Origin of the sequence: Streptomyces sp. NPDC059852 (assembly GCF_042731455.1) — a bacterium.
Lineage (GTDB): Bacteria > Actinomycetota > Actinomycetes > Streptomycetales > Streptomycetaceae > Streptomyces.
The window spans coordinates 27412-42454 of sequence record NZ_JBHWJK010000023.1; the positions used below are offsets into that span (position 1 = coordinate 27412).

At 73.9% G+C, this 15043-nt stretch carries 14 protein-coding genes; 9 read left to right on the top strand and 5 right to left on the bottom strand.

Annotated features, from left to right (window positions below; translation table 11 throughout):
- Positions 1–178 precede the first annotated feature (178 nt).
- Both ACFV46_RS25875 and ACFV46_RS25880 read right to left on the bottom strand, forming a co-directional pair.
- Entirely contained in the window at positions 179–1705 is a 1527-nt protein-coding gene (locus ACFV46_RS25875; RefSeq protein WP_385499914.1) for a hypothetical protein, read from the bottom strand.
- Positions 1706–1814: 109 nt separating this feature from the next.
- Positions 1815–2519, bottom strand: a complete 705-nt coding sequence (locus tag ACFV46_RS25880; RefSeq protein ID WP_385499916.1) for a GntR family transcriptional regulator — start codon at positions 2517–2519, stop codon at positions 1815–1817.
- A 223-nt stretch (positions 2520–2742) separates the two neighbouring features.
- Here ACFV46_RS25880 and ACFV46_RS25885 point away from each other — a divergent pair, with 223 nt between their 5' ends.
- Genes ACFV46_RS25885 through ACFV46_RS25905 form a run of 5 tightly spaced genes read left to right on the top strand, consistent with a single transcriptional unit; the run spans position 2743 to position 7164 of the window.
- Positions 2743–4059 carry an MFS transporter gene (locus ACFV46_RS25885; protein ID WP_376729701.1) on the top strand — a complete coding sequence of 439 codons (1317 nt, stop codon included), beginning with the start codon at positions 2743–2745 and terminating at the stop codon, positions 4057–4059.
- The gene (locus tag ACFV46_RS25890) at positions 4056–4898 is read left to right on the top strand and encodes a putative hydro-lyase (protein WP_376729702.1); all 843 of its coding nucleotides are present in this window, start codon (positions 4056–4058) and stop codon (positions 4896–4898) included. The genes ACFV46_RS25885 and ACFV46_RS25890 overlap by 4 nt, the downstream gene beginning before the upstream one ends.
- 27 nt (positions 4899–4925) lie before the next feature.
- Positions 4926–5684, top strand: coding sequence for a LamB/YcsF family protein (locus ACFV46_RS25895; RefSeq protein ID WP_385499917.1), 759 nt, complete (start codon positions 4926–4928; stop codon positions 5682–5684).
- The gene (locus ACFV46_RS25900) at positions 5681–6298 is read left to right on the top strand and encodes an allophanate hydrolase subunit 1 (protein ID WP_376729704.1); all 618 of its coding nucleotides are present in this window, start codon (positions 5681–5683) and stop codon (positions 6296–6298) included. Before ACFV46_RS25895 ends, ACFV46_RS25900 begins: the two co-directional genes overlap by 4 nt.
- A complete protein-coding gene (locus tag ACFV46_RS25905) occupies positions 6295–7164 on the top strand; it encodes a biotin-dependent carboxyltransferase family protein (RefSeq protein WP_385499918.1) in 870 nt (289 codons plus the stop codon). The genes ACFV46_RS25900 and ACFV46_RS25905 overlap by 4 nt, the downstream gene beginning before the upstream one ends.
- A gap of 497 nt (positions 7165–7661) precedes the next feature.
- On the opposite strand, the gene ACFV46_RS25910 is transcribed toward ACFV46_RS25905, so the two are convergent.
- Entirely contained in the window at positions 7662–9080 is a 1419-nt protein-coding gene (locus ACFV46_RS25910) for a HEAT repeat domain-containing protein (RefSeq protein WP_385499919.1), read from the bottom strand.
- Positions 9081–9380: 300 nt separating this feature from the next.
- Entirely contained in the window at positions 9381–9773 is a 393-nt protein-coding gene (locus tag ACFV46_RS25915; protein WP_151782999.1) for an ankyrin repeat domain-containing protein, read from the bottom strand.
- A 312-nt stretch (positions 9774–10085) separates the two neighbouring features.
- Here ACFV46_RS25915 and ACFV46_RS25920 point away from each other — a divergent pair, with 312 nt between their 5' ends.
- Both ACFV46_RS25920 and ACFV46_RS25925 read left to right on the top strand, forming a co-directional pair.
- Entirely contained in the window at positions 10086–10280 is a 195-nt protein-coding gene (locus ACFV46_RS25920; RefSeq protein ID WP_004002760.1) for a hypothetical protein, read from the top strand.
- 41 nt (positions 10281–10321) lie between these two features.
- The gene (locus ACFV46_RS25925; protein ID WP_385499921.1) at positions 10322–11962 is read left to right on the top strand and encodes a hypothetical protein; all 1641 of its coding nucleotides are present in this window, start codon (positions 10322–10324) and stop codon (positions 11960–11962) included.
- A 27-nt stretch (positions 11963–11989) separates the two neighbouring features.
- On the opposite strand, the gene ACFV46_RS25930 is transcribed toward ACFV46_RS25925, so the two are convergent.
- Positions 11990–13489: a PLP-dependent aminotransferase family protein gene (locus ACFV46_RS25930; protein ID WP_376729708.1), complete on the bottom strand. Its 1500-nt coding sequence runs from the start codon at positions 13487–13489 to the stop codon at positions 11990–11992.
- Positions 13490–13588: 99 nt separating this feature from the next.
- On the opposite strand from ACFV46_RS25930, the gene ACFV46_RS25935 reads away from it, so the two are divergent.
- Entirely contained in the window at positions 13589–14242 is a 654-nt protein-coding gene (locus tag ACFV46_RS25935) for a YitT family protein (protein ID WP_376729709.1), read from the top strand.
- Positions 14239–15009: a glycerophosphodiester phosphodiesterase gene (locus ACFV46_RS25940; protein ID WP_361935821.1), complete on the top strand. Its 771-nt coding sequence runs from the start codon at positions 14239–14241 to the stop codon at positions 15007–15009. Before ACFV46_RS25935 ends, ACFV46_RS25940 begins: the two co-directional genes overlap by 4 nt.
- Positions 15010–15043: the final 34 nt, after the last annotated feature.

Here is a 15043-nt window from a genome sequence, read left to right on the forward strand (position 1 = left end):
TCCTTGGGGCGGTGGTGCGAGGTCGTGCGGTCGTACGAGGTCGTGCGGTCGTACGGGCTCACTCGGTGCTTCGATGTCACCCGGTGCTGCGGTGTCACCGGGTGGTGCGGCGTACTGCGGTGCACCGCGCACTGATGGCTCCGAGTCGTCCGGTGCCCGGCGCCGCGCGGCGGTCGGCTCATGCGGCTTCCGTCCGGTCGGCGGCCATGCCGGCCGCGTCGAGCAGCGCCGTACCGACGATGAGGTCGGCGCCGCCGAACTCGGGGTCGTCCAGCTCCGTCCCGTCGTCCACGGCGAAGAGCAGCTTCTCCTCGCCCTGCCGGTAGGCGGTGCCCACCGGAGGGCTGGCGGCATGGACGGCCAGCAGGGCGACCAGGTACGGCAGTTCGGGGTCCTGCCGGCGTGCCTCGGCCAGCAGGCCGGACAGCCGGCGGGGGGCGTCGGCGGGCAGGTCGAGCAGCTCCATGGCGGCGGCGAGCTGCTCCTCGCTGAACCGGCTGTCGTCCGGGGTGGCGATGAGGTCCGGCTCGGGCATCTCGGCGCCCAGGTGCTCCCGCTCCACGGGCGGGGTGAGCAGGATGTCGACGAGGTCGCCGAGCCGCACCGACACCGGTGTGCGCAGGCCGGTGCCGTGCGCGAAGAAGGCGTCCGTGACGCGGACGGCCCCCTCCAGCGGCAACGGCAGGACGGGCGCGACGAGATGCCCGTACAGGTCGATGCCCGACGTGGTCAGGGGGGTGGCGAAGGCCTGCCGGTCCTGCTCGGCGCGGAACAGCGGTCCGGCCTCCAGCAGCCGGGACTGGAGCTGGGTGTGGCGCCGGATGCAGTCCTTGACGATGTCGACCAGCTCGGCCGCGCGGCGCTTGTGCTCCGGGTCCTCGGTCTCGTCACGGGCCTTGCGGATGTTGGTGAGGATGGCGTTCTCGTGGCGGTACCGGTCGGCGACGTGGTCGAGGGCCTCCGCGATCATGTCCGGGACGGCGTTCAGCCAGTCGACCGCCCGGACGTTGCGACGGGTGGCGTCCAGGGCGCGGCGCAGCGTCTCGGAGTACTGCACGGTGCGGTACCTGGCCTGCTCGGCGGCCAGCTGGGCGTCCGCGAGGCGCCCGCGGCTGATCAGCACCTCCAGCTTGACCTCGGCGGCGATCTGCGCGCTGGTGACGTCCGTGTCCAGGGCGCCGACCAGGACGTTGACGGCCTCGTCGGTCGTGCGCAGGTACACGGTGCCGCCCGGGCCCGGGACCTCCTCGATCAGCTTGAAGTCGTAGTCCCGGCGGACATAGCTGCCGTCCGGCGTGAACGTGCCGTACACGGCCCGGAAGCCGCGGTCGACGCTGCCGACGTTGATCAGGTTCTCCAGGACCCAGCGGGCCACCCGCTCGTGCTCGGCGACGGGGCGCCGCGGGGCCTGGGCGGCGATGCGGGGGATGAGACGGGCGACTATCTGGTCGTGGTCGGCGCCGGTGTCGAAGTCCATGTTGAGTGTGACCAGGTCGATGGCGGCGAGGGCCACTTCGGCCATGCCGTACACCGAGTACTCGCCGGCCAGATTGGCCTTGCGGGCGTCGAGGTCGTGCAGCGGCGCGGTGCAGGCGAGCGCGCGCAGCCGCCGCGCCAGGCCCTCGTCGGCGGCCGGGCCCGGCGCGGGGCGCGGCCCCGCGCTGAGCTGGGGCGGAACGCGGTCCGTCGATGCAGGCGAAGTCACGGTGCACAGACTAGGTCCTAGGTCTGACATCGATCCAAACGGCGCGGATCGCCTCCGGCGGGCGCGAGCCGCCTGCGGCGTGGATCGCCTCCGGCCGACGCGAGCCGCCTCAGGAGACGATCTCCCCCTCCCCCACCCGGCGCCGGTACACCTCGACCACGCGCTCCAGGGAGTCGTCGAGGTAGACGGCGAGGATCCGCTCGGCCCCAGCCGTGTCGCCGGCCTCCAGCGCCTGCAGGAGTTCCTGGTTGCGGGCGAGGTACGGCTCGTGCAGGCGGCGGGGATCGTCGACGACGTGGAAGGCGAGCCGCAGCTCGGCGAAGACGCTGCGCATCAGCTCGTCGGTGCGTTCGCTGCCGGCCAGCGCCACCAGTTCACGGTGGAAGTGGATGTTGGCGGTTCCCAGCGCTTTCCAGTCACCTTCGCGCACGGCCCGCTGCCCTTCGGCGACGGCTTCGGCAGGCCCCTCCAGGGGGTACGGCGGCTCGCCGAGCCCGCGCACGACCGCGCACTCGACCAGGCGCCGGGTGCGGTAGATGTCCTCCACGTCCTCGACGGTGAGGACCCGGACGAACACCCCGCGGTTCAACTCGTGCACGAGGAGCCGTTCATGGGTGAGCAGGCGGAACGCCTCGCGGAGTGTGTTGCGGGACACACCGAGCGCCCCGCCGATGCCGTCCTCCGACAGCCGGGTCCCGGGCGGGAAGAAGCCTTCGGAGATACGGCTCCTGAGGATGTCCGAGACCCGCTCCGCCGTGCTCGTCCGCCCCAGGAGGGCACGGTCGTCGGCCAGTTCGCCCAGCTGCTCTGCCATGCCCGGAATTCAACCGCAGCCAGGAGGACGAGACAACAGGGGTATTGAAGGATCGTTCAACGATCCTCTACCTTGCTGCACACCGTCCGGTCCAGGACGGCACATCCGCGCTCCCCGCTCCTCCGTCCCCCTCCCCTCACCCGCCGGCTTCCCCCCTTCCCCTCACCCCCCCCACGCCCGGCACCGCCCCCGTCCCCACCCCTCCCTTCACTGCGAGGTGCCCATGAGCACTACCCCTCCACCGCAGACCTCGAAGTCCGCTCCCCCGGACGCTCCGCACCCGACCACTCCCGCCGAGCAGGCGGGCGGCGACGGCGCGTTCGGCTGGCTGCGCGCCCTGGGACCGCGCGGGCGCCGCGCCTTCGCGGGCGCTTTCGGCGGGTACGCCCTGGATTCGTACGACTACTTCACCCTGCCGCTCAGCATGGTGGCGCTCGCCGCGTACTTCGGTCTGGACAGCGGCCAGACCGGTCTCTTCACCACCGTCACGCTGGTCGTCTCCGCGATAGGCGGCGCCCTCGCGGGCGTGCTGGCCGACCGGATCGGCCGGGTCAAGGCCCTGATGGTCACCGTCGTCACCTACGCGGTGTTCACCGTGGCCTGCGGGTTCGCCCCCAGCTACGAGTGGCTGCTGGTCTTCCGCGCCCTCCAGGGGCTCGGCTTCGGCGGCGAGTGGGCGGTCGGCGCCATCCTGGTCGCCGAGTACGCGAGCGCCCGGCACCGCGGCCGGACCCTCGGGGCGATCCAGAGCTCCTGGGCCGTCGGCTGGGCCCTCGCGGCGGTCACGTACACCCTGGTGTTCTCGTTCGTCGACGACGACCTGGCATGGCGGGTGATGTTCTGGACGGGCGCCCTGCCCGCGCTGCTCGTCATCTGGATGCGCCGCCGGGTGCACGACGCCCCCGCGGCCGTCGCCGTACGCGAACAGAGCGCGGAGAAGGGCTCGTTCACCGCGATCTTCAAGCCGGGACTGCTGCGCGTCACGGTCTTCGCGGGCCTGCTCTCCACGGGCGTCCAGGGCGGCTACTACACGCTGGCCACCTGGGTGCCGACCTATCTGAAGACCGAGCGGGAGCTGTCCGTCGTCGGCACCGGCGGGTATCTGGCCTTCCTCATCTCGGGCGCCTTCGCCGGGTATCTGACCGGCGGCTACCTCACGGACCTGCTGGGCCGCCGCCGCAACATCTGGCTGTTCGCGCTCCTGTCCGCCGTCTGCATCCTGGCGTACGCGAACATCCCGGCCGGCGCCAACACCCTGCTGCTGGTGCTCGGTTTCCCGCTCGGGTTCTGCATGTCGGCCATCTTCAGCGGCTTCGGCTCGTATCTGAGCGAGTTGTACCCGACGGCCGTGCGCGGCACGGGACAGGGCTTCACGTACAACACGGGCCGCGCGGTCGGTGCCGTCTTCCCCACCATGGTGGGCTTCCTCGCGGACAGCTGGGGAGTGGGCGGCGCGCTGGTGTTCGGTGCGATCGGCTACGGCATCGCGGCGCTGGCCCTGCTCGGACTGCCGGAGACGCGCGGGAAGGAGCTGGTGTGAGCAGCAGCGCCGCCTCGCCCGGCGTCGAGGACTCGCCGGTGGCCCACCTCGACCCGCACGCGCGCGCGTGGAGCCCCGCGGAGGCCCGCGCCCGCTTCCGGGCCGGGCTGGCCGGCCCCACCGCGGGGGTCGCGGCCGGCCACACACAGGCCAATCTCATCTCGGTGCCCGCCGACTGGGCCTACGACATGCTGCTGTTCTGCCAGCGCAATCCGAAGCCCTGCCCGGTGCTGGACGTCACGGACGCCGGTTCCTGGACGACGGTCCTCGCGGACGGCGCGGATCTGCGCACCGACCTGCCGCGCTACCGGGTCTGGCGGGACGGGGAGCTGGTGGACGAGCCGACGGACGTGCGCGCCCACTGGCGCGGCGATCTGGTGTCGTTCCTGATCGGGTGCAGCTTCACGTTCGAGTCGGCGCTCGGTGAGGCCGGCGTCCCGATCCGCCATGTCGAACAGGGCCGCAACGTCCCGATGTACGTCACCGGTCGCGCGTGCCGTCCCGCGGGGCGGTTGCGCGGACCGATGGTGGTGTCGATGCGTCCGGTGCCGCCGCAGCATGTGGCGGCGGCGCTGCGGGAGACGGGACTGCTCCCCGCGGTGCACGGCGCTCCCGTGCACTGCGGCGACCCCTCGGCGCTCGGCATCACGGACCTGGGCCGCCCCGACTTCGGCGACCCGGTGGACCTGGAGCCCGACGACATCCCGATGTTCTGGGCCTGCGGGGTGACTCCGCAGGCCGCGGTGATGGCCTCGCGCCCACCGTTCGCCCTCACGCACGCACCGGGTCAGATGTTCCTGACCGACGCCCGCGACGAGCAGTACCGCATCGTCGCCTGACCACCGGACCGGGGAAACGACCGACTCATGACCTCGATCGATCTCAACGCCGACCTGGGCGAGGGCTTCGGCCGCTGGCAGCTCACCGACGACGAACGGCTGCTGTCGGTCGTCACCAGCGCCAACGTGGCCTGCGGCTTCCACGCCGGGGACGCGGCCACCATGCGGCGCGTGTGCGAGCAGGCGGCCGCGCGCGGGGTGCGGATCGGCGCCCAGGTCTCCTACCGGGACCTCGCGGGGTTCGGGCGGCGCGCGATGGACGTGCCGCCCGCCGAGCTGACGGCCGAAGTGGCGTACCAGATCGGCGCCCTGGAGGTCTTCGCGCGGGCCGCCGGCGCGCGCGTGGCGTACGTGAAACCGCACGGCGCGCTCTACAACCGGGTCGTGCACGACGAGGAGCAGGCGGGCGCCGTCGTCGACGGCGTGCTCCTCGCCGACGCCACCCTGCCCGTGCTCGGCCTGCCCGGTTCGCGGCTGCTGGACCTGGCGGGCAAGGCCGGACTGCCCGCGGTCACCGAGGCGTTCGCGGACCGCGCGTACACCGAGCAGGGCACGCTCGTGCCGCGCGGCCGGGACGGTGCCGTGGTCACCGACCCGGAGGCCGTCGTGGAACGGTCGCTGGGGCTGGCCCGCGCCGGCGAGGTCACCTCCCACGCGGGGACGCGGGTCGAGGTACGCGCGCGGTCGCTGTGCCTGCACGGCGACACCCCCGGTGCCGTCGAACTGGCCCGCCGGGTGCGGGAGCGGCTGGAGGAGTCGGGTGTCCGGGTGGAGGCCTTCGCATGAGGACGCTGCCCGTCGGCGACGACGCGCTGCTGGTGGAGGTGTCCTCGGGCGAGGAGGCCCGCGCCCTGCACGCGGAGTTGCTGCGCCGCCGCGCCGAAGGCTCGCTGATGGTACGCGAGATCGTCCCGGCGGCGCGTACGGTCCTGCTCGACGGCCTGACCGCCCCGGACCGCCTCGCCGCCGAACTCGCCGTGTCCGACGTCCCTCCCGCCCCGGCACACGCGCGTGACGTCGTCCAACTGCCCGTGCGGTACGACGGACCCGACCTGGCCGACGTCGCCGCGCACTGGGGGGTGCCGCCGGACGAGGTGGCCCGTATCCACGCGGGCACCGAATTCAGCGTCGCCTTCTGCGGGTTCGCGCCCGGCTTCGGCTATCTGACCGGGCTGCCGGCGCGGTACGACGTCCCACGCCGGGCGACCCCGCGCACGGCCGTCCCCGCGGGCGCGGTGGCCCTGGCGGGCCCGTACACGGGCGTGTACCCGCGTTCCTCGCCGGGCGGCTGGCAGTTGATCGGCACCACGGACGCGGTGCTGTGGGACCACACGCGCGTGCCGGCGGCGCTGCTGGCGCCGGGTACGCGGGTGCGGTTCGTCCCGGTGGACGGCTCATGACCGACCACGCGCTCTCCGTCGTCCGCGCCGGCGCCCTGACCACCGTGCAGGACCTCGGCCGCCCCGGTCACGCGCATCTGGGTGTGCCGCACTCGGGTGCCCTGGACCCGCCCGCGGCGGCGCTCGGCAACCGGCTGGTCGGCAACCCCGTCGACGCCGCCGTCCTGGAGACGACGCTCAACGGCTGTACGGTGCGGCCCCGTTCCACGGTCACGGTCGCGGCCACGGGCGCGCCCTGCCGGGTCACGGTGGACGGCCGACCGGTCGCGTGGGGCGCTCCGGTGCGGGTGCCGGCGGGCGCCCTGCTGGGCATCGGCCCCGCCACCACGGGCGTTCGCACCTACGTGGCCGTCTCCGGGGGCGTCGCCGTCGAGCCGGTGCTCGGCAGTCGCTCCACCGACCTGCTCTCCGGCCTGGGCCCGCCGCCCCTCACGGACGGCGCGGTGCTGCCCCTGGGCCGCCCTGTAGGGCCGCACACGCGCGTGGACGTCGCTCCCCAGCCGGCGCCCCCGGCGGAACTGGTCCTGCGGGTCACGCTCGGCCCACGCGCGGACTGGTTCTCCCCTGAAGCGATCCGGGTCTTCACGTCCCGCCCCTACCGGGTCTCCCCCGCGAGCAACCGCATCGGCCTGCGCACCGAGGGCCCGGCCCTCGACCGGGCGGTCACCCGTGAACTGCCCAGCGAGGGCATGGTCCTGGGCGCGGTCCAGGTCCCGCCCGACGGCCGTCCCGTCGTCTTCCTCGCCGACCACCCGACCACGGGCGGCTACCCGGTGATAGCGGTGGTCCGCACCCCCGACCTCCCCGCCGCCGCGCAAGCCCCTCCGGGCACCCCGATCCGCTTCCTCCCGACACGCCACCGCTGAGCACGGCCGGCGCCTGGGCCACCCATGGCCGGCGCCTCACCGATGCAGCCACGCCAGGTACGGCCTCCCGCCCACCCTGCGGCGATGCCATCTTGGACCGGACCGCTCCGGACACAGGTCTGCGGATGTGCCGTCCTGCCGCCTGGCGGCGTACCCGGCGTTCCCGACCGGCCACCGGCGGCCGGTCCGGCGGGCGCGCCGGGTCTCGACGCGGCCCCGGCCGGCGGCGCGATCCGGGCGTACCGGACGACCGGCGACGAGGCGCGGGGCCGTCCGGCCGGCCCGGCGGCGGGCCCGGGCACTCACGCCGCGCCGAGACCACGTCCCGGGACGCTCCGCATTCCGGCAGCCCCGGACCAGCCAGCCGCCCCGATAGAGGCGCCCGCCGGCACGGTGCGAACCCCCGCCCCGCCGGCACGCTGCGACAACCCACGTCCGCCGACCCGAGGCCGGGCACCGCCCGCGCAGGCGCGCCCGACCCGGCCCCGCCCCCGGCGTCAGCCCATCGTCGCGTCCGGTCCGATCCGGCTGCGTACCGCCGTCTGCACCTCGTCCTCCTCCGCCGGATCGGCGGCCAGGCGGCGCAGACGCTCGACGACCCGGGTGTCGCCGGTCTCGGCGTGCCGGGCGGCGAGCTCGCGGGTGTTCTCCTCGCAGTCCCAGAGACACTCGACGGCGAAGCCGGCCGGGAAGGAGGGGTCGGTGGCGGCGAGGGCGCGGGCGGTGCGGCCGCGCAGATGGGAGGAGGCGGTCTCCCGGTAGATATGGCGCAGGACGGGTGCCGCGCAGGCGATGCCGAGCCGCCCGGTGCCGTCGACGAGAGTCCACAGTGTGGGGGCGTCGGGACCCTCGCCGCGTACGGCCTCCCGCAGGGCCGCGAGGACGAGGTCCTTGTCCTGGGCGCCGCCCCGGCAGGCGAGCACGCGTCCGGCCGCGGCGCCCAGCGCGTCGGGCCGCCGGGCCCAGCCGCGCGCCCGGTCGACGGCGGCGACGCCGCGCATGCGTTCGAAGGCGTCGAGGGCGGCCTCCACGACGACCGGTGACCCGGTGACGACGGCGGCCTCCACGAGGTCGAGCACATCGGGGGCGCCGGTGTCGGCGAGGTAGCGCAGGGCGGTGCAGCGGGCTCCGTCGCCGCCGTCCCGGGCCGCCGCGAGGATCTGCGGCCGGTCCTCGGGCCCGGCGACGGCCGACAGGCACCGGGCGGCGGGCACGTGCAGCGCGGCGCCGCGTTCGAGGCCCTGCTGGGCCCAGTCGAAGACCGCCTGCACGCTCCATCCCGGGCGGGGCCCGGTGGGGTTCATCTGCCGCTGCCAGCGGTCGAAGCAGCCCGTCTCGTGCGCGGCACGCACGCGCGTGGCGATCGACGGGCGGGGATCGTCGGCCCACAGCCGCCAGGGCCGTGGCTCGAAGGCGTCGCGTACGGCGACGGCCAGCTCGGCGTCGCCCTCCGGGTCGGCCGGGAAGCGCGCCAGGACGGGGGCGGCGAGGGCGCGCAGGCCCGCGTCGTCGTCCCTGAGCGCCAGTTCGTCCAGGGCCCAGGCCCAGTTGGTGCCCGAGGCGGCGTACCTGCGGAGCAGTTCGAGGGCGTCCCGCCGGCCGTAGGACGCGAGATGGCCCAGGACGGCGAGGGCGAGCCCGGTGCGTGACTCCTCGGTGTCGAGGGTGTCCTCCACGTCGAACAGGTGGGCCTCGATCGTGTCGAGCTCGCCGTTCAGGTCGAGGTAGAGCCGGGCGTAGTAGAGGGAGCGGTTCTCCACCTGCCAGTCGTGCCGGGGATCGTGCAGCACGCACTGGTCGAGGGCCGCGAGCGCCTCGGAGCGCGGGGCGGTGAGCGCGTGCAGCGTTCCGTCGCCGCGGCCCCGCTGGAGCAGGCCGAGCAGCGTACCGCTGGGCGCTATGACCGGTTCGAACATGGGAAACAGCCTCACATCAAGCGTCGACGCAACCGGGGTTCTTGCTTCACCTGGCCGCGTGACAACACGTCGGGGCGCCCGCCGTTTCCTGCTTGCTGTAGACCATCTTCCTCTGCCTCTCGTCGGTGGCCCATGCGGACCGATCACGGCCCGCGCGGTGCGGCAACACCTGCCCAGCCCTCGCGTCCGTGAATCACGACGTCATGATGACTCGGCACTTCCGTCCGCCGCGACCGAAATTACGGCGGCCCTGTACCGCCTCCCCCGTTTTCCGTGTCCGCGCTGGTCAGAACCGTCGGATCAGTGTGCGCCGAACAGCTCGAGCAGTTCGGCCTTGCCGAACATCCGGGCGGTGTCGACGGCGGACGGCGTGCCCGCGGCCGGGTCGGCCCCTGCCTCGACGAGGGCCTTGATCACCTCGGTCTCGCCCTTGAAGACCGCTCCGGCGAGTGGCGTCTGGCCTCGGTCGTTGACGCGGTCGGCCTCGGCCCCGCGCGCGAGGAGCGCGCGTACCGCGTCGGCGTGCCCGTGATAGGCGGCGAGCATCACGAGGGAGTCGCCGCGGTCGTTGGTGAGGTTGGCCGGAACGCCCGCGTCGACGTACGCCACGAGCTGCTCGGTCTCCCCCTGCCGGGCCAGATCGAAGATCTTGGTCGCCAGCTCCACGACCTCGGGGTCGGGGGCTTCGCTCATGACCGGACCGCCTTCCTGCGTGCACGGGGACTGGGTTCTGCGGGGAGCAGGGTACGGCCGGCGAGCGGAGCGCGGCCGTACGGGTGATTCGCCAGGGTACTGGCTCGCGCGGCACATGACCCGGTGCCCTCCGCGGCAAAGATCATCGCAGACACAGTGGGGCCCGGGAGCCCGGCTCATCCGGCCAAGGACACTCCGCCGACCGGGGGAAATCCGCCGTATTTCACCCAGTTGCACCTTTTATCGTATGGATACATCCTGTGAGCCTGGAAGTACTCATGGTGACTGTCCCCACAAACCAGGAGCACTCAGATGATCCTCTCCATCTCAGGCGTCGTACTGCTCGGCATCGTCGTCTTCATCTTCTTCCGCAAGGACGGGCTGAAGGCGTCGCACGCCCTGATCTCGGCCCTGTTCGGCTTCTATCTGGCAAGCACGGCCATCGCCCCGAGCATCAAGGCAGGCGGCGAGAGCCTGGCGAGCCTCCTGGGCGGCATCCAGTTCTGACGCCGCCCCCTCCCGCCCGTACGCACTCGTAGGAGACAGCAGTGGCCCGCCGCCCCCTCCCCCGCATCCTGAGCACCGGCAGCGCACAGTTCGCCCGGAGCCGAGAGCTGGCCCGGACGCAGTTCGCCCGTAGCCGGGAGCTGGCCCGGACGGCGGGCGACAGCGCCTCCGACGTCCTCCACCCGCTGATCACGATCACCCGCGGTCTGCGCCGGCTGGCTGCCGCCGGACGGCGCAGATGGGCCGAGACCCCCAAGGACAGACGCGGTCCGCTGCTGTTCCTGGTGGCCTCGGTGATCCTGGTCGTGGCGCTGGTTCCGTACGGGCCGCTGCTCGCCGTCATCACCGTGATGGCGGCGGCAGCCTGGCAGGGCAGGGACCGCCGGCCGGCGGCTCCCGAAGAGCCCGACCCGTCCCGGACGGAGCGGCTGAAGGCGCTGTACGAGGCGCTCGTCCCGTACTTCTCCGCTCCCGAGGACCCCGAGCCGCTGTACTCCCACGGCGGCGACTGGGAGAAAGCCCTGCCCGAGTACGAGTTCGACGGCACGGGCCGGGTGGCCCGGCTGCTGATCCGCTACCCGGCCTACTTCACCGACGGGGAGGCGCAGGCACGTACCCGGATCGAGCATCTGCTGACCTCCAAGGCGGGCCGGGGGCGCGAGTACCACTTCGACTGGGACGAGGAGGGCAACGAGCTGACGGTCTCGGCGCTCGCCCCGCTGCCCACGGACATCGCCGCGCAGCGCTTCGTCACGGCGCCGGGCGAGACCGTGCTGGGCTTCACCGACGCCACCCTGGTCCGCCGCACGCTGCCGCTCACCCACGGCGCCCAGCAGCGCGACGTCCCGCCGGTGGTCTGGCGCACCGGTCTGCGGTCCACCGAGCCGCACCTGCTCGCCGTCGGCCAGCCCGGCAGCGGTACGTCCACCCTGCTGCGCTCGATCGCGCTCCAGGCCCTCCAGCACGGTGACGTGGTCATCGTGGAGGGCGGCGGCACCGGCGAGTACGCCTGCCTGACCGGCCGGGACGGGGTCCTGGCCGTCGAGTGCGGGCTAGCCGGGGCGGTGGCCAGCATCGAATGGGTGGCGACCGAGACGGAACGGCGCCTGATCGCCGTCAACCGGGCCCGGCAGGCCGGCAACCCGCCGCCCGAGGACACGAAGCGTCCCCTGTGGGTCCTCCTGGACCGCCCTACCGTCTTCACGCACCTGGCCGCCGCCGACGGCCGCAAGGACCCCCAGGCCCTGCTCCAGGTGCCCCTGCGGCACGGCCGCGCCGCCGGGATCACGGTGGTCGTGGCCGAGCAGTGGGACGCGCTGGACGCCCTCGGCGACGCCGTACGCCAGCACACGCGCGCGCGTGTCGTGCTCGGCCCGGCGACGGCGGAGCAGCTCGAGTCCGTCCTCGGCGCTGCCCCGCACACCACGCCGGTCGCCGAGACCCCGCCCGGACGCGGCTACGCCCGTCTGGGCACCGGCCGGGTCCACCGCCTCCAGGTGCCGGCGACCCCCGACCCGTACGACGACGCGACGAGCGAGGCGCACCGGCAGGCCGTGCTGGATCTGCTGCCGGAGCGCACCACCCCGATGGAGGCCGAGCCGTCGCCCCTGCTGACGAAGGCCGAGCCGGAAGCGGAGCCGGAGCCGGTCCCGGTCGAGGCCGTGGTGGCCGAGACGTCCTGAGACGACGCCCCGAACGGGCGCGACCGGTCAGGCCACGAAGGGCCGCACCGACTCGCCCCCGCCGGTGCCCCCGCTCTCCACGAGCCTGGCCGCCGCGGCCAGGCGGGTCGCGGCCTCCTCGGCGACCGCGCCGCCCACGGTGAACGGCAGCCGGACGTAGCCCTCGAAGGCGCCGTCCACCCCGAAGCGGGGCCCGGACGGCACCCTGACGCCCACGCGCTCCCCCGCCTCCGCGAGCCGCGACCCCGACAGTCCGCCCGTGCGGACCCACAGGGTGAGGCCGCCGCGTGGCACCTCGAACTCCCACCCGGGCAGTTCGCGGCGGACGGCGGCCACGAGCGCGTCCCGGTTCTCCCGGGCCTGCCCGCGCCGCGCCTCCACGGCCTCCTCCCAGCCGCCGGTGCCGAACAGCCAGTTGACGGCGAGCTGCTCCAGCACGGGCGTGCCCAGGTCGGCGTAGGCGCGTGCGGCCACGAGGCTGCGGATGACGTCCGGGGCGGCCCGCACCCAGCCGATCCGCATGCCGGCCCAGAAGGCCTTGCTGGCCGAGCCGACGGTGATGACGGTCGATCCGGCGGGGTCGAACGCGCACACGGGCCGGGGCATCTCCAGCTCCGGGTCGAGCCACAGCTCGCTCATGGTCTCGTCGGCGACCAGAACGGTTCCCGCGGACCGGGCCGCGTCCACCAGCCGGCGGCGCTGGTCCTCGTCGGCGAGGGCGCCGGTCGGGTTGTGGAAGTCGGCGACGACGTAGGCGAGGCGCGGGGCCGCGTCCCGCAGGACCTGCCGCCACCGGTCCATGTCCCAGCCGGCCAGCCCCTCCGCCATGGCGACGGGCACGAGCCGGGCGCCGGCCTCCCTCATCAGCTGGAGGATGTTGGCGTAGGAGGGCGACTCCACCGCGATCCGCTCGCCGCGCCCGCCGAACATCTGGCAGATCGCGTCGATCGCGCCCATCGCCCCGGTCGTCACCATGATCTGCTCCGGCATGGTCGGGATGCCACGCGCCGTGTACCGGTCGGCGATCATCGCCCGCATCGCGGGCAGCCCGGCGGGATAGTCGCCGTGCGTGTGGGCGTACGGCGGCAGTTCCTCCAGGGCGCCCTGGACGGCTCGGGTCAGCCAGGGCTCGGGGGCGGGCAGCGCCGCACAGCCCAGGTCGATGACGGAGCCGAGCGCCTCGGGGGGCAGCGGCTCGAGGCCGCGCGCGGGCAGCGGGTTGCCGGCGGGCACGGCCGTCCAGCTGCCGGCCCCGCGCCGCGACTCCAGGAAGCCCTCGCCGCGCAGCGCCTCGTAGGCCGCCGCCACGGTCGTACGGCTCACGGACAGCGCCAGGGCGAGCTCCCGCTCGGCGGGCAGCCGGGCGGCGACGGGGACCCGGCCCTCGAGGACGAGCAGCCGGATGCCGTCGGCCAGCGCCCGGTACGCGGGCGGACGCCGGGTACCAGGGCCTGCGGGGCGGTCCTGCTGCGAGGTGAGGAGTCGGGCGAGCTGCGCGGCACCCACCGCGGAGGTCCACTGCGCCATGATTTCCAGTCCACCTACTTCGAATTGGCCATGGATGGCGTTGCATCCCAAGCCACAGGGTGTCATGTGGCAGGCCACGACCACCACAAGGGGGCGACATTGTCCAGGCAGCGGCATCTCGTACGACGGCTGTCCCAGCTGTACGCGGGTCTCGCCCTCTACGGGGTGAGCTCGGCGCTGCTGGTCGGCGCGGGTCTCGGCCTGGAGCCCTGGGGCGTACTCCACCAGGGTCTCGCCGAGCGCACCGGACTCACCATCGGGGTCGTCTCGATCATCGTCGGCGCGATCGTGCTGCTGCTGTGGATCCCGCTGCGCCAGCGTCCCGGTCTCGGCACCGTCTCCAACGTGTTCGCGGTCGGCCTGGCCATGGACGGCACCCTGGCGCTGCTCCCCGAGACGCACAGCCTCGCCGCGCGCGTCCCGCTCCTCGTGGCCGGCATCGTCCTGAACGGCGTGGCCACCGGCCTCTACATCGCCGCCCGCTTCGGGCCGGGACCGCGCGACGGCCTGATGACCGGCCTCCACCGGCGGACCGGGCGCTCCATCCGGCTGACGCGGACGGCCGTCGAGGTCGCGGTCGTCGCGACCGGCTTCGCGCTGGGCGGGACCGTCGGCGCCGGCACGATCCTGTACGCGCTGTCCATCGGCCCGCTCGCCCAGCTGTTCCTGCGGGTGTTCGCCGTCCCACCCGCGTCCGGCGGCAGCACGGTCGTTGCCGCCGGGCGCCCCGAAGGGGCGATACTGCGTCCGTGAGCACCACGCGGATACGCCACCCCTACCTCGATCACCCCGGCCCGATCCCCTTCGCCCACCGGGGCGGCGCGGCGGACGGCCTGGAGAACACGGCACTGCAGTTCCGGCGGGCCGTGGAGCAGGGCTACCGGTACATCGAGACCGACGTCCACACCACGCGCGACGGCCGGCTGGTCGCCTTCCACGACGCCACGCTGGACCGGGTGACGGACGGCGCGGGCCGGATCGCGGACCTGCCGTGGGCGGAGGTGCGGCAGGCCCGGGTGGCGGGCCAGGAGCCGGTGCCGCTGTTCGAGGAGCTGCTGGAGACGTTCCCGGAGGTGCGCTGGAACGTCGATCTGAAGGCGGAGCCCGCGCTCCACCCCTTCCTGGAGCTGGTCGAGCGCGCGAACGCCTGGGACCGCGTCTGCGTCGGCTCCTTCTCCGAGGCGCGTGTGGTCCGCGCCCAGCGGCTGGCGGGCCCGCGCCTTGCGACGTCGTACGGGACCCGGGGAGTGCTCAATCTGCGGCTGCGCTCCTGGGGCGTGCCCGCGGCGCTGCGCCGCTCGGCGGTGGCGGCGCAGGTTCCCGAGGCCCAGTCCGGCATCCAGGTGGTCGACCACCGCTTCGTGCGGACGGCCCACGCGCGCGGTCTTCAGGTGCACGTGTGGACCATCAACGATCCGGAGCGGATGCACCGGCTCCTGGACCTGGGAGTGGATGGCATCATGACCGATCACATCGACACGTTGCGCAAGGTCATGGAGGACCGGGGCGTCTGGGTCTGACCCCCGTCCTGGCTCCGCCCTCGCGCGGGATCTC